This is a genomic window from Chryseobacterium sp. JV558 (genome assembly GCF_033712365.1).
In the GTDB taxonomy this organism is placed as follows: domain Bacteria; phylum Bacteroidota; class Bacteroidia; order Flavobacteriales; family Weeksellaceae; genus Chryseobacterium.
Genome location: NZ_WJHU01000002.1, coordinates 187,196 through 206,483, shown reverse-complemented (window position 1 = coordinate 206,483; position 19,288 = coordinate 187,196). Strand labels below are relative to the sequence as shown.

Sequence of the window (19,288 nt, the reverse complement as noted above, 5' to 3'; positions counted from 1 at the left end):
ATTTGTCTTTTATTGAATTAATGGAGCTGCTGCAGCACCTGTTGTAGAAGCATTAAGGCTTTGTGTGGAATTAAAATCTTTGGCATAAGATCTGTCAAATACCAGCAAATTCAGTGTCCAAACTCCTGTAGGAAAAGAAGCATCCGGAGAGAATCCCTGGTAATCTGCTTTAAGTTTCCATGTGCCTCCTGTAGAATAAGCAAAAATCTGAGGTACTGGTGTAAGCCAATCCGCAGAAAAAGTTCTTGTAGGCTGTGTAAATCCAAAAGAAGAAATTACCACCAAAAACTTATTAGAATTGATCTTTGTATCAAACTGATTTACCCAATCCTTGTCTGAAGGATCACATGTAATTTTAAATTGAACAAGATTAATTGGTGCCGGAGAGTTGGGTACAAAGGTGTCATTGTACGCTGTAATTTTGTTTTCCGGCGCTGGAGATTTGATAATGAAAGTGTAATTCTCGTCCGCTTTCAATTTCTCCATCGGTTGCTTGAAGACCATTCCTGATGTCTTCATTGTACCATTCACGGTAAGTTCTTTTTCTGGTTTTGCAGTATTGATACCAACCTGCGCACTTGCAAGTACAGATGTACCCACCAGAATGACCATCGAAATAATTTTTGTCATTGGGTTATGTGTTTATATAAAGCTTGTGTTTTGAATAGCCAATCCAGATTTTACATTTTTTAGTTGAAAAACATAAAAATGGCCATACGCCTGTAATCAGTGTATGAAATAAAAAAAATAAAATTTATGGATTAGTTAACAGCTTGTTTGCAAGAACTATGCCATCTGAAGGTGAATTAAAAATTAAAAAAAGAACTTTGGTACAGAAAAATATTTATAATCTCCCAATAGTGATAATTGAATTGAAGTAAAGTCCCTTATAGAAGTAGTCAACAGGAAATCTGCATTTTAGAAGAGTAAATAAAGCAATCTGGAAAATATTGAGATCTACTATTCAATACACATTATATATCTTCTATTAAGATATTCCCTGGCAACGACCCAACATTTATAAGCTGAGGACATAAAAGCAAAAAAGACCGCTTAATAGCAGTCTTTTTATATTTTTATAAGTAATTGTTATACTTTTTCTACTTGCATGTAGCTAAGTTCCATTGGAGTTTTTCTACCGAAGATCAATACAGAAACTTCAATTTTCTTTTTGTCCTCAAGAATCTTCTCAACTGTACCATTGAATCCGTTGAAAGGTCCATCGATTACTTTCACGTTTTCACCTACTACGTAAGGAATCTCAACATCGCTTGCGAATTCTGAAAGCTCATCCATTCTTCCAAGCATTCTGTTAACCTCTGATTTTCTCATTGGAACAGGATCTCCTCCTTTTGTTAAACTTAAGAAAGAAATAACTCCAGGGATATTTTTGATAGCGTGAGGAATCTCTCCCATCAGATCAGCTTCAATCATCAAGTATCCAGGGTAGTAAGGTCTCTCTTTAGGAACTTTTTTTCCGTTTCTAATTTGAATTACCTTTTCCATAGGAATAACCACTTGAGTAACGTACTGCTCAAACCCTAAACGTTTGATTTCTGTCTCAATATAGTTTTTCACTTTATTTTCCTGTCCGCTGATTGCTTTCAGCACATACCATTTCAATTCGCTCATTATGGGAAAATACTTTTAATTAATTGAACAAGTTGATTAGCATTCCAATGATGTTGCTGATTGATTTAGAAAACAATTCATCAACTCCAAAAGTAAATAATGCCAGAATCACTGTCGCAATAGTCACTACAATAGTAGATGACTGAAGGTCAGCCCACTTTGGCCATTCAACTTTATGTCTGAATTCGTTATAAGAACCTTTTAAAAAATCGACAAATGAACTCATAATTTATATTTGCACGGGCACAAGGATTCGAACCCTGATCAACGGTTTTGGAGACCGGTATCCTACCATTGGACGATGCCCGTAGATAAAAAGCTTCCGAGAGTTTCCTTTCGGAAGCTTTATTTATTTTAAGATGATTAGTCTATGATTTCAGTAACCTGACCTGAACCAACTGTTCTACCTCCTTCTCTGATCGCAAATCTAAGACCTACGTTAAGAGCGATTGGTTGTAACAATTCTACAGTGATCTCTAAGTTATCACCAGGCATTACCATTTCTACACCTTCTGGTAAGAAGATCTCACCTGTAACGTCAGTAGTTCTTACGTAGAACTGAGGACGGTACTTGTTGTGGAATGGAGTGTGACGTCCACCCTCTTCTTTAGAAAGGATATAAACAGAAGCTTTGAATTTTTTGTGTGGCTTAACTGAATCTTTCTTAGCGATAACCATACCTCTCTTGATGTCAGTTTTTTCAATACCTCTCAACAATAGACCTACGTTATCTCCAGCTTCACCTCTATCTAGGATCTTTCTGAACATCTCAACTCCTGTAATAGTAGAAGTTAATTTTTCGTCACCCATACCTACGATATCAACTGGATCTCCAGTGTTGATAACACCAGCCTCGATTCTACCAGTTGCAACAGTACCTCTACCTGTAATAGAGAATACATCTTCGATTGGCATCAAGAATGGCTTTTCAGTATCTCTTGGTGGTTGCTCGATCCAAGTATCAACAGCATCCATCAATTCTTCAACGCTCTTGAACCACTTATCTTCTGTGTTAGCAGGAGATGCAGTAGCTGCAGTAAGAGCTCCTAATGCAGAACCTTGAATTACTGGAGAGTTATCTCCGTCAAAGTCATAAGTAGATAGTAAGTCTCTAAGCTCCATTTCAACAAGCTCTAATAACTCTGGATCATCTACCATGTCAACTTTGTTCATGAAAACAACGATTCTTGGTACGTTTACCTGACGGCAAAGTAGGATATGTTCTCTAGTCTGAGGCATAGGACCATCAGTTGCAGCACATACTACGATAGCTCCATCCATTTGAGCAGCACCAGTTACCATGTTCTTAACATAGTCGGCGTGACCTGGACAGTCAACGTGAGCATAGTGTCTTTTTTCAGTTTCGTATTCGATGTGAGCAGTATTGATAGTAATACCTCTTTCTTTTTCTTCTGGAGCAGAGTCAATTGCAGAGAAGTCTTTTTTCTCAGCAAGACCTTTGCTAGCTAATACAGCAGAAATAGCAGCTGTAAGAGTAGTTTTACCATGGTCAACGTGACCAATAGTACCAATGTTCAAGTGTGGTTTGTTACGATTAAACGTTTCCTTTGCCATGATTTAAAATTATTTATTTATTGTTTTTCAAATTTTCGGTGTGCAAATATAATGAATTTTTAAATACCAAAAACTTTTTATTAAAAAAACTTTCAATATTCTCATCCAGTGAAGGACAAACCTTATATTTAACGTATTGAGACTGCAAATTTACATATTTTTCCTGATTGAAAAAAACTTTCTGAAACCTTTTATGAAAAAGCCTGAAATACAGAATATTCCAGGCTCAATTAATATATAAATGAAAGAAAAATCACATGTGGCTGAGCTTTTTTGTCCTATTGAATATCCAGAAAATAATTGGAAAAATAAGGAGCGTAAGTACAGTGGCTGTAATGAGCCCTCCAATGATGACAATAGCCAGAGGCTTTTGAGATTCTGACCCTATTCCTGTAGACAATGCTGCCGGCATCAATCCGATAGAGGCCATAAGCGCAGTCATAATTATCGGTCTTGTTCTGGATTTCACCCCATTTAATATTGCAGAGTCTATATCAAGACCGTCTTTCACGTTCTGATGAAATTCTGTGATAAGAATTACCCCGTTCTGAATACAAATTCCGAGGAGGGCAATCATTCCTACTCCGGCAGAAATTCCAAAATTGATTCCGGTAACATGTAAGGCAATGATTCCTCCTATTAAAGCAAAAGGTACATTGGCCAATACCAGAAGGGAATCCTTCATATTTCCAAATAGAATAAACAACAAGAAGAAAATCATCAGAATACTTACGGGTACCACCTGTGTCAATCTATGAGAGGCCCTCTGCTGGTTTTCAAACTGACCGGTCCATCCTACGGAATATCCGTCCGGAAGTTCAATGGTTTCAACTTTTTTCTGGGCATCGGCAATGGTGCTTCCCAAATCTCTGTCACGGATTGAGAATTTAACCCCAATATATCGTTTGATATTGTCACGGTAAATAAATGCAGCCCCGTTATCTTTAACAATGGTACTTATTTCTTTTAAAGGGATCTTTGCTCCATCCTGGGTAGGAACCATCAAAGCTGCAATATCGTTCTCATTGGTTCTGTATTGCTGAGAATAGCGCAGACGGATCGGGAATTTTCTTTCACCGTCAAACATTTCTGAAGCGGTTTTCCCACCAAAAGCCATTTCCAGTACAGCCTGTGCATCTGCCGGCATTACGCCATAAGCAGCCATTTTATCTCTATCCAGTACAACGCTTACTTCCGGCTGACCGATATTTTTAATAATTCCGGGATCTTTAACGCCTTTTACATCTTTAATTTTTAAGAGAATTTCATTGGCTAATTTATCCAGGGTTTCCAGGTTGTCACCATAGATTTTGATTCCATTTTCTGCTTTAAATCCTGCTACTGCTTCTGCTACGTTATCTGAAATCGGCTGGGAATAATTGAAAGTAATTCCCTGATAACTTCTGAGTTTTATATCAATTTCATTAATCAATTCATCATACGTGATCTTACGCTTCCACTCTTCTCTTGGCTTAAGGTTCACAGCAAACTGTACGAATCCAAATCCATTAGGGTCTGTTCCGTCATTACTTCTCCCCGTTTGTGCCAGAACATCTGTAACTTCAGAAAAACTCATAATGTCTTTCTTTAAAAGGTCTGCTGTTTTCAGAGATTCTTTTAATGAGGAGCTCATCGGCATTTCAGCCGTGATCCATAAGGAACCTTCATTCAACTGGGGCAGGAATTCTGTTCCTAAAAATTTACCGGAAAATAAAGTGACAACCAGGAAAGAGATGGCAACGATCATACTCGTTTTTTTATGTTTAAATGTTAAATTAAAGCCTTTCAATACGATTTTATCCCAGAAATTAACAAACGGATTATTTTTTTCTCTTACATTTTTATTTAAAAGGAGATGGGAAAGAACAGGAACCAGAGTTAATGTGAATATTAATGCTCCAATTAATGCAAATCCGAGTGTAAAAGCCAAAGGAGAGAACATCTTTCCTTCTACTTTCTGAAATGAGAAAATAGGAATCAGGGAAGTAATGATGATTAATTTTGAAAAGAAGATGGCTTTTCCCAATCCGGTTCCGGTCTGTTTGATCCAGCCTCCTTTTGCCAACTTATTAAACTTTTCCGTTCCGTATCTTTTTGCCTTATGATCGAGCGTTACAAATAATCCTTCTACCATGACGACGGCTCCGTCTATGATGATTCCGAAGTCTACCGCTCCTAATGAAAGCAGATTGGCACTCATCCCGGCCAGTTTTAAACATAAAAATGCAAAGAGTAAGGATAGAGGTATAATAATGGAAACAATCAACGTTGTTCTCCAGTCGGCCATAAAGATTAAAACAATCACCGTTACCAATACAATTCCTTCGATAAGGTTGTGCATTACGGTATGGGTGGTAAAATCCATCAGATTGTCACGATCGTAGAAAGTAACCATTTTAACATCTTTTGGAAGAATCTTTTCATTAAGCTCTTTAATTTTAGCCTTTACTCCTACCAAAACCTCTCTTGGATTTTCTCCTTTCCTCATTACAACAATTCCTTCTACCGTATCATCATGATGATTCAAAGCAGCCTGCCCTACTCTGGGCATGGAACTTTCGTGAACTTCTGCTACATTTTTTACGAGAACAGGGTTTCCGCTGTCATTCTGAATGGTAATATTTCCGATATCAGCCACTGATTTCACCAAACCAATCCCTCTTACAACATAGGCCTGCCCATTTTTTTCAATGACATCTCCTCCTACATTCAGGTTACTCTTGGTAACGGCATCATATACCTGAAGTGGTGTCAGATTGTATTTATCCAGCGCTCTTGGGTCTATACTTAGTTCAAATACTTTATCCTGGCCTCCGAAGACATTGATATCAGCGACTCCGGGAACACCTCTTAAAGCGCGGTCTATAACCCAATTTTGTAAAGTAAGCAGCGCTCGGGAATCTTTTGTTTTACTTTCCAGTGTATATCTGAAAATCTCACCGGTTGGCCCGTAGGGTGGCTGTACTTCAGGATCTACCTCATCAGGAAGGCTAATGGTTCTTAATTGGTTATTGACCTGATTTCTGGCAAAAGTATCGTCCACCCCATCGTCAAACAGAATTTTAACAATGGAAAGACCAAACATGGTGGTACTTCTCACACTTGTTTTCTTCTGAACCGGGCTCATCGCCAATTCAATGGGTGTAGTGACAAAGCGTTCTACTTCTTCTGCACTACGTCCATTCCATTGGGTAATGATTACAATCTGGGTATTGGTAACATCCGGAAAAGCTTCAATAGGCATATTTTTGAAACTTATAAACCCGGAGATGGCTAAAATTGCTACCCAGATAAAGGTAAATGCTTTATTTTTTAACGAAAAAGCGATTATATTTTTTATGAATTTATTCATGATAGATAAATTGATGACCTAAAAAAGCCGTTAAAGAAAAATATCAATATTCTTAATGGTTTAATAAGACTAGCTGTTCAGCGAACGGTATATCAGCAGCTGGTTATTGGTAATCACTTCCTCTCCTTCTTTCAGCCCTTCCGCAATATAAGTGACATCTCCTACCTGCTTTAATACTTTAACTTCTCTGACTTTCACATCTGTTCTTGATTTAAAAATCACAACAAAACTTTTGTTATCATCAAAAATCACGGCTTTGGATGGAACAGTCAATGTAGTATTGCTTTCCAGGCTGGAAACTTTTATCGTTGCTTTACTGTCGGGGATCAGCAATCCATTGGCATTATCCAGTACCACTCTTGCCTGCATGGCGTTGGTCTGCGGATCAATAATCTTGAATATTTTATCAATTTTCCCGTCAAAAACTTTATCCGGATAAGAAAGAGTAGATACCTGAGCTTTCATGCCCAGACTGATTTTATCAATGTCCGATTCGTTGACATTCATAATTGCCCACACATTGGTTGTATTGGCAACATCAAAGATATTATCACTTCTGTCACTTCTCAGCTGCATATCTTTATTGATACTTTTCTGAACAATATAACCGTTGATGGGTGCTACTACACTGTATATATTTCCGGTTTTCACATTGTAAACCGTACTTACTGCTGCCGCTCTCTGCAATTGGTCTTCGGCTTTTTGTAACTGGCTTTTAGCTTCCAGCACATCTCTTTCTGTGTTCAGTTTTCCTTCGTACAGCTCCTTTGCAACACGAAGATTGTTTTTCGCCACTACCATATCTGTTTTGGCATCACTTACATCTTTTTGAATTTCCGCAAGCTCGGTACTCCTGATTGTTGCCAGCACTTGTCCTTTTTTCACATAGTCGCCCAGCTCTACATTTACACTCATCACATTTCCTCCTACCAACGGGTAAACATCTATGTAGCTATTTTTGTCTGCAGAGATCTTTCCGTAAAAGCTGTATTCATCTTCTATATTCTTTTTTTCAACTTTTGCCAGAGAAATAGAATTCAGCATTGTGTTGCTCAGCTCAAATCCTTTTTTGGCGTGATTGGTTTTCTCTTCCTCTTTTTTTGAACAGGCCAATAATGAAAGGGCCATCAATACGGGGATAATATATGTTTTCATGATTTTAATAGAAGATTTTCGTTTGTACTAGTTGATTAAGCTGTTCTGCGGACTGCATGATCTCATTTTTCATATCATAGATCTGAAGGGCTGTTTCTCTGTAGCTATCCATAAAGTCTGTAAATTCAATCAGGTTGACATTTCCTTTTCTGAAATTGTTCAGCATCCCGTTATATACGAGATCCATATTTTGCAGATCTGTAGTTTTGATGTCCAGAAGCTGCTCATACCGGGCTTTCCAGATTTTATAAGCAGACTGAACTTTTGTCTCCAGCGTCAGTTTCTGAAAGTCTGCATTTTTCTGATTCTGCTGAATAGCATAATTTGCTTTTACCACATTCCCCTGATTCGCTTTCCATAAAGGCAAAGGAATTCCTAAGGTTAAGTTTGCTTCATTATTAAAGGTTCCACCTGCCTGATCCCATGCAGCACCTACCGTCACATCCGGTACATTCAAGGATTTCTGCCATTGTGCATATAGCTTGCTGTTGTCAATGAGTTTCAGATTGTATTGGTAATCTGCATTATTTTCCAGCGCTTTACTTTTCAGTTCGTCTTCATTTCCGAAAGGCTGTGCTGCCAGCGATTCTTTAGCTTCAGTTTCAGACATCATTGGTTCTATCTCATCCGAAACTCCAGTTAAAACTTTCAGGTTCTGTTCAAAATCCAGAATATTTTTATTGATCTCCAGTTTATCATGATTCAGCTGTATTACAATACTCTGTAACCTGACAGCATCTTTAAGCGAAACATTTCCTTTTGCAGATTGTACACGATAGGCGTTTAAAAGATCATTCATATAGCCTAGCTGCCTATTGGTGTTCTCCAGTTTTAGTTTTTCATAATAAAGGTTGAAATAGGCAGAACGAAGCTGAGATCTTAAATCAGCCAGCAGTTGGGAAAACTGAAGTTGGGCAAGTTCTTTATTGGATTTGGCAAAAGCAATTTCATTTTTCTTTTTCCCACCCATATAGATCAATTGAGTAATTCCTGCTCCTTTTGAGTGACCGACATCAAAAATCTTTTTATCCTGAGGATTATAAGCATTAAATTGTCCGCTTAGTTGCGGTAATTCCCAGATTTTAGCCTGCAGAATATCTGCATCAGCCATATTGATGTTGTATTGTTCGGCGAGCAGCTGGAGGTTGTTCTTCTGAAAAGCTTGTTCGCAATCCAAAAGAGACATCTGCTGTTGTGCTGCCATGAATGAGGAAACGGCGAGACACAGCACTGCAATTCTGTTCATTGTTTTTCTTTTTAAATTACAAAATTGCTTTGATGCTATTAAAAGAAACTTAAATGATGCTTAAAAAAATATTAAAATCTCCTTCTACAGGACGTTTCGGAGAAAACAAAAACAGCAGAATAGATATTTTATTCTCCAATTGTTGAATTTTTGGTTAAAAATTTAATCTGGAGTTTAACAAAAAAGCAACTGCTTTTGGAGCCGTTGCTTTTGAATATTATTTTTTAAAAATTAAAGTGAATTTATTACTATACTCATCAGGAGAAGAATAGATGATATCAGCATCATGATATTCCAGAATTCTTTTGACGATCCTGAGGCCTAACCCTGATCCTGCAATATTCTGGGCATTATTTCCTCTTGTGAAAGCCTCAAACAGTTTGGCCTGCTCATCTTCGGAAATAGTATTTCCGTGGGAAAGAACTTCTACAGAGAGATTATCATTCGTCTCAGTAATCAAAACGTTCACTTCTGAATTATCAGAATATACCGCTGCATTTTTAAAGAGATTAATAAAGACAATGACCAATAGGGATTGAATTCCCTTTATGGTCAGAAAAGCATTTTCAGAACTATCCTCATTAATCAGAAAATCCAGCTTAAGCTCCGGGTAACTTTTCTCTACTGCTTCAAACGCCTCAAAGATGACTTCATCAATCCTAACTTCTTCATAAATGCTCTGAATATTTTCTTTATCAAATTTTGTAAGCAGCAAAAGTGAATTCGTCAAATCCGACAATTGATATACATCCCGCTGAATCTGCTGTAAAGAAGACAGCGTTTCCGGAGAATGTTCTTCGAATTTTATAAGGTTCTCCAGCTGAAATGCCATTCTTGTAATAGGTGTCCTTATCTCATGGGAAGCACTTGCTGTAAAATCCTTCTGTGACTGAAATACATCATCCAGCCTTCCGATCATTGTATTAAATGACCTTGCCAAGACACTGACTTCATCATTAGACTGTTCAACAGGAATCTGTTTTGTAAGTTTATGGGCCGTTACTTCAGAAATCTCTTTGTTAAGATCTTCCAGCGGACGAAGGAACTTTTCTACAAAATAATAACTGAAAAAGCCAATAAGAAGAGTACTCATAGCATAAGCCGTGATCAAAAGGTATTTCAGATACCCCAGTTTCGATTTTCCGTTGGTATCAAAGGCACTGGTGAGGATATAATAGTCTTCCCCATTAATAGTCCTGAGTGCGGCATAGATCTCCGGAACTGTTCTTTCCGTATAGATAATCTTCTTTTTATCCAGTTCCTTAAGCATCGCACTGTCCCAGGTGACATTCCTGTCCTTGATTGTGCTGTAGATCAATTCTTTTTTTTCGTTGAAAATCAAAATCTTTTCATTCAAAAGAATATTATCTGAATTTTCATTGAAGAAAACAGGAGCCTCTTCTTCAAAGTCTTTGGATTTTGAAATGAAATGAGAGGTAAATTCAAGTCTCTGCCTGAAGCGCTCTTTAAATTCGTCCCTTCTGAAATCGTTAAAAGATAAATAAATGACCGCCATCACCATTCCAAAAAGCAGTGAAAAGGCGATACTGATCGTTAAAGCTATCTTTCTTTTTAAAGACATTTATAGTGGGCTAAGGTAATATCCGAAACCTGAACGGGTATGGATCAATTTTATTTTAAAATCTTTATCAATCTTTTTCCTCAGGAAATTGATATAAACTTCTACCGTATTGGTATTCGTATTAAAATTGTGTTCCCATACATGTTCTGTAATCTGTTGTTTGGAAACTGTTCTTCCCTGCGCTTCTGCAAGATAAACTAACAACTGAAATTCTTTTAATGTAAGTGTTATTTCATTTCCTCCACGATAGATCTTCTGCTCGGTTTTGTTGATAATAAGATCATCAATTCTGAGAATATCCTGATCCGAACTATCAGAAGGTGCTTTTCGTCTCAGCAGCGAATTCATTCTTAAAAGAAGTTCTTCAAACTGAAAAGGCTTTACCAGATAATCATCAGCCAGTCTGGTGAAGGCATCTTTTTTATCAGAAATGTCACCATAGGCAGAAATGATAATAATAGGTGTATTCTTATCAAAAGAACGGATGGTCTGGCAGACATCAAGTCCATTTATTTTAGGAACATTAATGTCGAGCAAATACAGTTCGTAAGTATTATTTTTTATCTGGCGGAGGAAGGTTTCCCCGTCATAGATCTTATCACAGTTAAAATTATTTGATTCTAAAAATCGGCAAAGTTCTGCAGACAGAATGAGATCATCTTCTAATAAAAGAATATTCATCAAAAATTTATTTTACACGAATTTAACGAAAATTTTATGATTGTGATTCTAAAAGGTGAAGTAAAAATTTTCAAAGCATTTCTGTACTTTATTCTTATAGGTGGAGAATACCCTGGAGCAAAAGTTGAATAGAATCAATTTTATGATTTTATTTAAGCAAGTGTTTAACTAGAAAACTTATTCAATAACAAAATCACTTCATTCTTATTTTCAAAAAATAGGGTAAAAAAAATTCCCGAAGAAATTCGGGAAAATCGAGAGCCAACTACGGGACTTGAACCCGTGACCTCTTCCTTACCAAGGAAGCACTCTACCGCTGAGCTAAGTCGGCATCAACTAAAAAAATCACACTAAATAGCGTGATTTTTTTTGAGCGGAAGACGGGGGTCGAACCCGCGACATTCAGCTTGGAAGGCTGACGCTCTACCAACTGAGCTACTTCCGCAATTTTGTTTCCAAAACTATTGGTAAACGCTGTGCAAAACTAAGAAAACTTATTTAATTTTGCAAGTTTTTTATTAATATAAAATGTGGGGAGAGCAGGATTCGAACCTACGAAGCCGAAGCAACTGAGTTACAGTCAGTCCCATTTAGCCACTCTGGAATCTCCCCAGATATTTTATATTAAAATGAGCCTCCAGAGGGATTCGAACCCACGACCCCGAGATTACAAATCACGTGCTCTGGCCAACTGAGCTATGGAGGCATTTTAATAAAAGACTGAAAGTGATTGAGAGAATCTACTCTACACATTTCAGTGTTAAAAAAAATCACTCTTATCGAGATCTTTTTTTGAGCGGAAGACGGGGGTCGAACCCGCGACATTCAGCTTGGAAGGCTGACGCTCTACCAACTGAGCTACTTCCGCAATTTTGTTTCCAAAACCATTGGTAAACGCTGTGCAAAACTAAGAAAACTTATTTAATCTTGCAAGTTTTTTTTATAAAAAATATAGTGGGGAGAGCAGGATTCGAACCTACGAAGCCGAAGCAACTGAGTTACAGTCAGTCCCATTTAGCCACTCTGGAATCTCCCCAGATATTTTATATTAAAATGAGCCTCCAGAGGGATTCGAACCCACGACCCCGAGATTACAAATCACGTGCTCTGGCCAACTGAGCTATGGAGGCAAATATAAAAAAGAATTCAAAAGATCGCTGTTCCTTTTTTGCGAGTGCAAATATAGAACGGATTTTTTGAATTCTCAAATTTTTTATAAACTTTTTTTAACTTTTTTTTCTAAGCCATTTCTTTTTTCTTGATTAATAGCTTTTTAGCAGTATCAACACAAAGGTCCAAACTTTCTTCAAAACTTGAAGATGTCTTTTTTACTACAATATCATCTCCCGGAACCGCCAGAATAAGCTCTGTTGTTTTGTTAACTTTATCCGCGTTATTTTCTACTTTCAAAAACACCTTACACTCCTGAATTTTGTCATAGAAGGTGTCTAACTTACTTACTTTTTTGTCAATGTGTGACTCTAGTGGTTCGTGTGGAGTTAAACCAATTGATTGTACTGAAATCTTCATAATTCTTCTTTTTTTGAAGCTCGAGGGTGAGCCTGATTAAACACTTTTTTCAATTGTTCAATATTAGCATTCGTATAAACTTGAGTACTAGCAAGACTGGAATGCCCTAATATTTTTTTTACTTTGGAGATCTCCGCCCCATTATCCAATACGTGAGTAGCAAAGCTATGACGAAGGATGTGAGGACTTTTTTTTTCTTTCGTTGTTATAAGACTAAGGTACTTATTAACTACCACATAAACAAATTTTTCGTTGAGTTTTTTCCCTTTCTTATTTACAAAAAAATATGATTTAAATTCTGTCTGTGGATTTCTTATTTCCAGATAACTTTTAAGAAGTTCAGACAATTCATTGGAAACAGGAATTACCCTTTCTTTATTTCCTTTTCCTATTACTTTTAATTCATTCTCATATAAGTCAACATTCTCAAATATCAGGCCACAAAGTTCAGCTTTACGCATACCTGTCTGATAAAGTACTTCCATGATACATTTTTCAAGCACATCATGCAGCTGTTCGAAAACCCTTTCATTAAGATCAGTCATTTCTTCCTGAGACATAGGAATCTGCTTTTCAGCATAAAACTTCAGGGAAGAAACCCCTTCGGTAGGAGAAACCTTAATTTCGCCTATTTTTAGAAGAAAAAGATAGAAACTGCGGAGAGAAGATAATTTTCTGTTGATACTTCTTTTCGAAATATTATTTTCGCTTAGTTCAACAATGAAATTTCTGATGATTTTTTTGTCTGCTTTGGCCAGATTATCGGAAGACTCTGTTCGTAGAAAGAAATGGGAGAAGTCTTCAAGATCTTTTTTATAGCTTGTAACAGTATGAGGAGAGTACCTTTTTTCGAATTGTAAGTATTCTAAAAATTTTTCAAGCATCATGGGTATAAAAATAAAAATTCACTCCTCAAATATAAGAATTTAAGAAGTGAATTAATATATGGTTAAGAAAAAATCTTAAGCCTGCTCTTCTTTGCTAAGTGCTCTTTGTTTGTAAGCAGCTTTCAACCTTGATTGTCTCAAAGTTACAGAAGGCTTGATAAACGCTTGTCTAGATCTTAATTGACGAACTGTTCCTGTTTTATCAAATTTTCTCTTGTATTTTTTTAAAGCTCTGTCGATGGATTCACCATCTTTTACTGGAATTATTAACATATTTTACATCTCATTTTGGATTGCAAAACTAGACAATTTTTCTTACATCACAAAATATATTTTAACAAACGAATACTTCTCATTCGTAGTTAACCTCAAAAACCTAGTATTTAAGGTTAATTAGACACTATTTTTTTTATCCACAATGACTAAATATTCAAATCCAAAAAAAGTTAAGATCAGTCTATTCTACAACTTCATTTCATTAAAATCAATCGTATTAATGAAATGTGAACAAAAAGCATTATCTTTGCAATCACTTTATTCATGGGGTTGACTGGTTTCGACAGCAAGACCAATGGGTAAGTAAGCATGCAGAGAACCGTAGCGCGATCTCTTTAATCCCTTGCTACACAACTTTAACTGGCAACGAAGAGTTCGCTCTTGCAGCTTAATATCGAATTATAGTAGATCTAAGCGCTTTCCTGAAGATAGTAAGGAAGCAAGATATCTCACAAATGCTCTGTTCTGCGGCGTTTGATCCTGAGATATAGGAATGCGGGAATAAGATTTTAGACGCTTCGGCTAAAATTCGAAAACTTTAGAAGATAAGCTGGAAGTTGGGTGTCTGCCCTCTGCCTTCAGTCGAAAACCAATGGTAGAATAAGCATGTAGAAATCTTATGTATTGCTTGTTTGGACGAGGGTTCGAATCCCTCCAACTCCACAAAAAACCGTTTAGATGAACTAAACGGTTTTTTTATTTATCATTCTCTCATCTCTTTTTTTCAAATTTCAGATTTACTCATCATCGTTCCAATAAAATATAAATTTATATAATATAGTATGGAGTACCTTAAAGAAAAAAGTTCTGAGTTTTTCAATAACTTAGATTTCAAAATCAATTTTCTCTTACTCCAAATTAAAAAAAGACAAGTTGATTTTCTAAGATCTAATTTCACAAAATGGAAGTGCATAAGAGAAGATCCAAGAGTCATTTCTATTAAGTATTTTTAAACTTTCAGGATTGCTTTCATATTTACACTTAAACATCAAATATAACCTCCTGAAAACTAAAAGACTAAAGCGAGACAATTTAAAATGAAAGCTTCTGGTCCACAAAAAAGGCTAAAAAAATGTTTTATCGTAAAGAATTTTATATATTTGCACCATCTAACAATTAAAAAAATAATTTACTATGTCAGACATTGCATCAAGAGTAAAAGCTATCATCGCTGATAAGCTTGACGTTGAAGAAACAGAAGTAACTCCTGAAGCTAGCTTCACTAACGATTTAGGAGCTGATTCACTAGATACAGTTGAGTTAATCATGGAATTTGAAAAAGAATTTAATATTCAGATCCCTGATGACCAAGCTGAAAAAATTACTACTGTAGGGCACGCTATCGCTTACATCGAAGAAGTAGTAAATAAATAATATTCTTCAACAAAAAAGAAATTAAACAAAGTTTATGGAATTAAAAAGAGTAGTTGTAACCGGATTTGGAGCAATAACGCCAATAGGAAATAATGCAAAAGAATACTGGGAAAATCTTGTAAAAGGTGAGAGCGGTGCCGCTCCGATTACTCTTTTTGATGCCACAAACTTTAAAACAAAGTTCGCTTGCGAAATTAAAGGTTTTGATCCATTACAGCATTTCGAGAAGAAAGAGTCTAAAAAAATGGACCGAAATACCCAACTGGGACTTGTTGCTGCAAGAGAAGCAGTAGCACATTCCAGAATTATTGAAGACAATGTAGATAAAAACAGAGTTGGTGTAATTTGGGGTTCCGGAATCGGAGGTTTAGAGACTTTTGAAACTGAAGTGTTAGGATGGGCCAATACGGAAATTCCGAGATTCAACCCGTTCTTTATCCCTAAAATGATTGCGGATATCACTCCAGGACATATCTCTATAGAATACGGTTTCCACGGACCTAACTATACTACTGTATCTGCATGTGCATCTTCTGCAAACGCGATAATTGACTCCAAAATGCTGATCCAATTAGGAAAAGCAGACGTGATTGTATGCGGAGGCTCTGAAGCAGCCGTTACAGCAAGTGGTGTCGGTGGATTTAATGCAATGATGGCACTTTCTACAAGAAACGATGATCCTAAAACAGCTTCAAGACCTTTTGACAAAGACAGAGATGGATTTGTATTAGGCGAAGGTGCTGGAACAATCATTCTTGAAGAATATGAGCACGCAGTAAAACGTGGTGCTACAATTTATGCAGAATTATTAGGAGGAGGTCTAAGTGCTGATGCACATCACATGACTGCTCCGCACCCTGAAGGCCTTGGTGCTTATCTGGTAATGAAGAGTTGCCTGGAAGATGCAGGTTTAACTGCTGATGAAGTAGATCATATCAATATGCATGGTACATCTACTCCATTAGGAGACATCGCAGAATCCAATGCAATCTCAAGATTATTAGGCGAGCACGCTTATGACATTCAGATTAATTCTACAAAATCAATGACGGGCCACCTTCTTGGTGCTGCTGGTGTTATTGAAGCTATCGCTGCGTTGGGAACTATTATTCATGGTATTGTTCCTCCTACCATCAACCATTTTACTGATGATGAAAATATTGACAGCAGACTAAACTTTACGTTTAATACAGCTGTGAAGAAAGATGTAAAAGTAGCCATGAGCAATACTTTTGGATTTGGCGGGCATAACGCTTGCGTTCTATTTAAGAAAATCTAAATTCAATGAATGGAGTTACAGAAATACTTTTCTAAATTCCTTCTCAAAAAAAGAAAAAAGCAATTAACGGAGAGAGAGTATTTTCTCAGTACTGAGCTTACAAAAGTTTTAGGTACAGAGATACAAAATATAGCTCTTTACCGCGAAGCTTTTTCTTTGAAAAATTCTTCTAAAAATCAAGACAGCAACTACGAGAGACTTGAATTTTTGGGAGATTCTGTTTTGGGTACAATTATTTCTTGTCACCTGTTTCAGACGTATCCTCAGGCTAATGAGGGATATCTGACACAGATGAAATCTAAGATTGTTAATAGGAAAAACCTCAATAAATTAGGCGAAGACCTAAAGCTTACCAACCTTTTGCAAAAGCAAAACAGTTCTTCGGCTTTGGGCGAGAATATCTCCGGAAATTTATTCGAAGCCTTAATCGGTGCCGTTTATTTAGACTTCCATTATGATACCTGTAAGAGGATTATTTTGGAAAGGTTGCTTACGCCTTCTGAAATCAACAAGCTTGAAAACAAAATTGTAAGTTATAAAGGCCTCCTACTCGAATGGAGTCAAAAGAAGAAGGTTAATATAAAGTACGAAACCTGCGAAGAAATACAAGTTAATAAATCTGTCATATTCCGATGTCACGTGTGGCTGGGTGAAGAAAAAATTGCTAATGCAACAGAAACTTCCAAGAAAAAAGCAGAGGAAAAGGCAGCACAAAGGGCATTTTATATTTTAAATAAAAAAGAAAATATACTTGGAAATTCAAAAACTTTATGATCTTGATGATATAGAATTTGAAGATATTGCCATAGGATTGGTAAGATTAGCAAAAGATGTACCTGCTCATGAGTTTTTCTACAAAATAAATCAAACCAACAACCTCAATTTTTCAAGAAAGAAAGATCTTGTCTTTCATGGAGGGTATTATGATTATTTTTTTCCAAGATTTGAGGCCTACCACAAGTTTTCTAAGACCTGTTTTACCTTTATTTCAAATAAATCTTCTGAAAGTAAGCAAAAAAAAGTTCAGACAGAACTCTTTACAGAAGAAGAAAACATTAAATTTTTATTAAATAATCAGGTAGATGTAGAATATATTCTGCATAGTTCGGAACAGTTTCCTGATTTTTCCGTAATTTTGCTCCCTGAAAATCTTGTGTTTCCAATTCAAGATTATACACTGAGTTCTGATGAAGAACTTTATCAAATTATCCAGTATTATGAATAAGTATTTAAAGAAGACAAAAATTATCGCAACACTAGGGCCTGCTTCATCATCGAAGGAGGTAATGTTAGATTTAATGAGAGCGGGTGTTGATATTTTCAGAATAAATTTTTCCCATGCAGATTACGACTTAGTTCGAAACAATATTGAAATAATTAGAGAGCTAAACAGCGAGTATGGTTATTCAGTGGGAATCTTAGGAGATCTTCAGGGTCCTAAGCTGAGAGTAGGCGTTGTAAAAGAGGGATCTTATTTGAATCCTGGTGATATTCTTACCTTCACCAACGAAAAGATGGAGGGAGATTCCACTAAGGTATACATGACTTATCAACAGTTTCCACAGGATGTAAAAGTAGGGGAAAGAATCCTTATTGATGATGGGAAACTGATGTTGGAGGTTATCGAAACCAATGAAATAGATACTGTAAAAGCAAAAACCATTCAGGGAGGTCCGTTAAGTTCTAAAAAAGGAGTTAATTTACCTAACACGAATGTTTCTCTTCCTGCTTTGACAGAAAAGGATATTCAGGATGCTAATTTCATGCTTGACATGGAAGTTGACTGGATTGCCTTGTCATTTGTTCGTCATGCTCAGGATATTATCGACCTGAAAGAGCTTATCAAAGCACATCCGAATGGTAAATTCAAAACGCCAATCATCGCGAAGATTGAAAAACCTGAAGGAGTAAAAAATATTGAAGAAATCCTTCTTGAATGTGACGGATTAATGGTGGCTCGTGGAGACCTTGGAGTAGAAGTTCCAATGGAAGAAGTTCCTGCTATCCAGAAAAACCTGGTAGAAAAAGCAAGATTCTATTCTAAGCCAGTGATCATTGCTACCCAAATGATGGAAACGATGATCAACAGCTTAACCCCAACAAGAGCGGAAGTAAATGACGTTGCTAACTCTGTATTGGATGGCGCTGATGCTGTAATGCTTTCTGGAGAAACTTCTGTAGGTAGATATCCGGTACAAGTAGTGGAAAACATGGCTAAGATTGTAAAGAATATCGAAACCACTCATTTTTACCAACACAAAAATGAGCCAATCGAAAAAGATTATAACTGTATTGATGAGAGGTTCATTACCAACAGAGTTTGTCTTGCAGCGGTAAGAATTGCTAAAACTACAAACGTTTCTGCTATTGTAACCCTTACTCATTCAGGATATACGGCTTTCCAGCTGGCAGCACACAGACCAAATTCTCATATCATTGTATATAGCGGTAACAGAAGAGTTATTGCTATGCTGAACCTTCTTTGGGGTGTTCACGCGTATTATTATGATATGAAAAAATCTACTGATGAAACAATTATTCAAGTAAATATGCTGACACACAACTACGGCTATATTGAAACCGGAGACTTTGTAATCAATATCAACGCGACTCCGTCATATGAAGGTGGAAAAACGAATACACTGAGATTGACGACAGTATAAGCAATAAGCAATAAGCAATAAGCAATAAGCAATAAGCAATAAGCAATAAGCAATAA

At 36.6% G+C, this 19,288-nt stretch carries 17 protein-coding genes, 8 tRNA genes and 1 other RNA gene; 6 read left to right on the top strand and 20 right to left on the bottom strand.

All coding sequences use genetic code 11. From position 1 onward, the window contains the following. Positions 1-9: 9 nt before the first annotated feature. The 20 genes from GFU89_RS06710 to rpsU all read right to left on the bottom strand — a co-directional run bounded on the left by GFU89_RS06710 (position 10) and on the right by rpsU (position 13,913). The gene (locus GFU89_RS06710; RefSeq protein ID WP_318846407.1) at positions 10-630 is read right to left on the bottom strand and encodes a hypothetical protein; all 621 of its coding nucleotides are present in this window, start codon (positions 628-630) and stop codon (positions 10-12) included. 459 nt (positions 631-1,089) lie between these two features. Then, positions 1,090-1,632, bottom strand: a complete 543-nt coding sequence (gene nusG, locus GFU89_RS06705) for a transcription termination/antitermination protein NusG (protein ID WP_105681614.1) — start codon at positions 1,630-1,632, stop codon at positions 1,090-1,092. Between the two features lie 19 nt (positions 1,633-1,651). After that, a complete protein-coding gene (gene secE, locus GFU89_RS06700; protein ID WP_045501119.1) occupies positions 1,652-1,858 on the bottom strand; it encodes a preprotein translocase subunit SecE in 207 nt (68 codons plus the stop codon). A gap of 12 nt (positions 1,859-1,870) precedes the next feature. Further along, positions 1,871-1,941 (bottom strand) — tRNA-Trp (locus GFU89_RS06695). A 54-nt stretch (positions 1,942-1,995) separates the two neighbouring features. Then, positions 1,996-3,207 carry an elongation factor Tu gene (gene tuf, locus GFU89_RS06690; RefSeq protein ID WP_318846406.1) on the bottom strand — a complete coding sequence of 404 codons (1,212 nt, stop codon included), beginning with the start codon at positions 3,205-3,207 and terminating at the stop codon, positions 1,996-1,998. Between the two features lie 253 nt (positions 3,208-3,460). Further along, on the bottom strand, positions 3,461-6,559 hold the full coding sequence (locus tag GFU89_RS06685; protein WP_318846405.1) for a CusA/CzcA family heavy metal efflux RND transporter: 3,099 nt from the start codon (positions 6,557-6,559) through the stop codon (positions 3,461-3,463). 69 nt (positions 6,560-6,628) lie between these two features. Continuing rightward, complete coding sequence (locus GFU89_RS06680; RefSeq protein WP_318846404.1) at positions 6,629-7,714, bottom strand: efflux RND transporter periplasmic adaptor subunit; 1,086 nt, start codon at positions 7,712-7,714, stop codon at positions 6,629-6,631. 4 nt (positions 7,715-7,718) lie between these two features. Continuing rightward, a complete protein-coding gene (locus tag GFU89_RS06675) occupies positions 7,719-8,960 on the bottom strand; it encodes a TolC family protein (RefSeq protein ID WP_318846403.1) in 1,242 nt (413 codons plus the stop codon). A gap of 217 nt (positions 8,961-9,177) precedes the next feature. Then, entirely contained in the window at positions 9,178-10,542 is a 1,365-nt protein-coding gene (locus tag GFU89_RS06670) for an ATP-binding protein (protein ID WP_318846402.1), read from the bottom strand. After that, a complete protein-coding gene (locus GFU89_RS06665; RefSeq protein WP_318846401.1) occupies positions 10,543-11,223 on the bottom strand; it encodes a response regulator transcription factor in 681 nt (226 codons plus the stop codon). It lies immediately after the preceding gene. A 259-nt stretch (positions 11,224-11,482) separates the two neighbouring features. Continuing rightward, positions 11,483-11,554 (bottom strand) — tRNA-Thr (locus GFU89_RS06660). A gap of 41 nt (positions 11,555-11,595) precedes the next feature. Beyond that, positions 11,596-11,668: transfer RNA gene (locus GFU89_RS06655), tRNA-Gly, on the bottom strand. An 86-nt stretch (positions 11,669-11,754) separates the two neighbouring features. After that, positions 11,755-11,835 (bottom strand) — tRNA-Tyr (locus GFU89_RS06650). 20 nt (positions 11,836-11,855) lie between these two features. Continuing rightward, positions 11,856-11,929: transfer RNA gene (locus tag GFU89_RS06645), tRNA-Thr, on the bottom strand. Between the two features lie 89 nt (positions 11,930-12,018). Further along, a tRNA-Gly gene (locus GFU89_RS06640) sits at positions 12,019-12,091 on the bottom strand. Positions 12,092-12,178: 87 nt separating this feature from the next. Then, positions 12,179-12,259: transfer RNA gene (locus GFU89_RS06635), tRNA-Tyr, on the bottom strand. Between the two features lie 20 nt (positions 12,260-12,279). After that, positions 12,280-12,353, bottom strand: a tRNA-Thr gene (locus tag GFU89_RS06630). A 109-nt stretch (positions 12,354-12,462) separates the two neighbouring features. Continuing rightward, a complete protein-coding gene (locus tag GFU89_RS06625) occupies positions 12,463-12,753 on the bottom strand; it encodes an HPF/RaiA family ribosome-associated protein (RefSeq protein WP_318846400.1) in 291 nt (96 codons plus the stop codon). After that, entirely contained in the window at positions 12,750-13,637 is an 888-nt protein-coding gene (locus GFU89_RS06620; RefSeq protein WP_318847155.1) for a tyrosine-type recombinase/integrase, read from the bottom strand. Before GFU89_RS06620 ends, GFU89_RS06625 begins: the two co-directional genes overlap by 4 nt. A 78-nt stretch (positions 13,638-13,715) precedes the next feature. Beyond that, entirely contained in the window at positions 13,716-13,913 is a 198-nt protein-coding gene (rpsU, locus tag GFU89_RS06615; RefSeq protein ID WP_047379266.1) for a 30S ribosomal protein S21, read from the bottom strand. 269 nt (positions 13,914-14,182) lie between these two features. Here rpsU and ssrA point away from each other — a divergent pair. From ssrA to pyk, 6 genes are all read left to right on the top strand, one after another. Then, positions 14,183-14,582: a transfer-messenger RNA gene (ssrA, locus tag GFU89_RS06610) on the top strand. Between the two features lie 468 nt (positions 14,583-15,050). Then, positions 15,051-15,290, top strand: a complete 240-nt coding sequence (locus GFU89_RS06605; RefSeq protein ID WP_002976354.1) for an acyl carrier protein — start codon at positions 15,051-15,053, stop codon at positions 15,288-15,290. 34 nt (positions 15,291-15,324) lie between these two features. Then, positions 15,325-16,569 carry a beta-ketoacyl-ACP synthase II gene (gene fabF / locus GFU89_RS06600; protein WP_318846399.1) on the top strand — a complete coding sequence of 415 codons (1,245 nt, stop codon included), beginning with the start codon at positions 15,325-15,327 and terminating at the stop codon, positions 16,567-16,569. A gap of 9 nt (positions 16,570-16,578) precedes the next feature. Continuing rightward, positions 16,579-17,343, top strand: a complete 765-nt coding sequence (gene rnc, locus GFU89_RS06595; protein WP_318846398.1) for a ribonuclease III — start codon at positions 16,579-16,581, stop codon at positions 17,341-17,343. Beyond that, on the top strand, positions 17,321-17,794 hold the full coding sequence (locus GFU89_RS06590; RefSeq protein WP_318846397.1) for an IPExxxVDY family protein: 474 nt from the start codon (positions 17,321-17,323) through the stop codon (positions 17,792-17,794). Before rnc ends, GFU89_RS06590 begins: the two co-directional genes overlap by 23 nt. Beyond that, positions 17,787-19,232, top strand: a complete 1,446-nt coding sequence (gene pyk / locus GFU89_RS06585; protein WP_318846396.1) for a pyruvate kinase — start codon at positions 17,787-17,789, stop codon at positions 19,230-19,232. The genes GFU89_RS06590 and pyk overlap by 8 nt, the downstream gene beginning before the upstream one ends. The last annotated feature ends 56 nt before the right edge of the window (positions 19,233-19,288 follow it).

What these genes read in the sequence shown, in the direction of transcription:
- GFU89_RS06710 (WP_318846407.1), bottom strand. Translation starts at nt 630, where the DNA reads ATGACAAAAATTATTTCGATGGTCATTCTGGTGGGTACATCTGTACTT.
- nusG (WP_105681614.1), bottom strand. Translation starts at nt 1,632, where the DNA reads ATGAGCGAATTGAAATGGTATGTGCTGAAAGCAATCAGCGGACAGGAA.
- secE (WP_045501119.1), bottom strand. Translation starts at nt 1,858, where the DNA reads ATGAGTTCATTTGTCGATTTTTTAAAAGGTTCTTATAACGAATTCAGA.
- tuf (WP_318846406.1), bottom strand. Translation starts at nt 3,207, where the DNA reads ATGGCAAAGGAAACGTTTAATCGTAACAAACCACACTTGAACATTGGT.
- GFU89_RS06685 (WP_318846405.1), bottom strand. Translation starts at nt 6,559, where the DNA reads ATGAATAAATTCATAAAAAATATAATCGCTTTTTCGTTAAAAAATAAA.
- GFU89_RS06680 (WP_318846404.1), bottom strand. Translation starts at nt 7,714, where the DNA reads ATGAAAACATATATTATCCCCGTATTGATGGCCCTTTCATTATTGGCC.
- GFU89_RS06675 (WP_318846403.1), bottom strand. Translation starts at nt 8,960, where the DNA reads ATGAACAGAATTGCAGTGCTGTGTCTCGCCGTTTCCTCATTCATGGCA.
- GFU89_RS06670 (WP_318846402.1), bottom strand. Translation starts at nt 10,542, where the DNA reads ATGTCTTTAAAAAGAAAGATAGCTTTAACGATCAGTATCGCCTTTTCA.
- GFU89_RS06665 (WP_318846401.1), bottom strand. Translation starts at nt 11,223, where the DNA reads ATGAATATTCTTTTATTAGAAGATGATCTCATTCTGTCTGCAGAACTT.
- GFU89_RS06625 (WP_318846400.1), bottom strand. Translation starts at nt 12,753, where the DNA reads ATGAAGATTTCAGTACAATCAATTGGTTTAACTCCACACGAACCACTA.
- GFU89_RS06620 (WP_318847155.1), bottom strand. Translation starts at nt 13,637, where the DNA reads ATGCTTGAAAAATTTTTAGAATACTTACAATTCGAAAAAAGGTACTCT.
- rpsU (WP_047379266.1), bottom strand. Translation starts at nt 13,913, where the DNA reads ATGTTAATAATTCCAGTAAAAGATGGTGAATCCATCGACAGAGCTTTA.
- GFU89_RS06605 (WP_002976354.1), top strand. Translation starts at nt 15,051, where the DNA reads ATGTCAGACATTGCATCAAGAGTAAAAGCTATCATCGCTGATAAGCTT.
- fabF (WP_318846399.1), top strand. Translation starts at nt 15,325, where the DNA reads ATGGAATTAAAAAGAGTAGTTGTAACCGGATTTGGAGCAATAACGCCA.
- rnc (WP_318846398.1), top strand. Translation starts at nt 16,579, where the DNA reads ATGGAGTTACAGAAATACTTTTCTAAATTCCTTCTCAAAAAAAGAAAA.
- pyk (WP_318846396.1), top strand. Translation starts at nt 17,787, where the DNA reads ATGAATAAGTATTTAAAGAAGACAAAAATTATCGCAACACTAGGGCCT.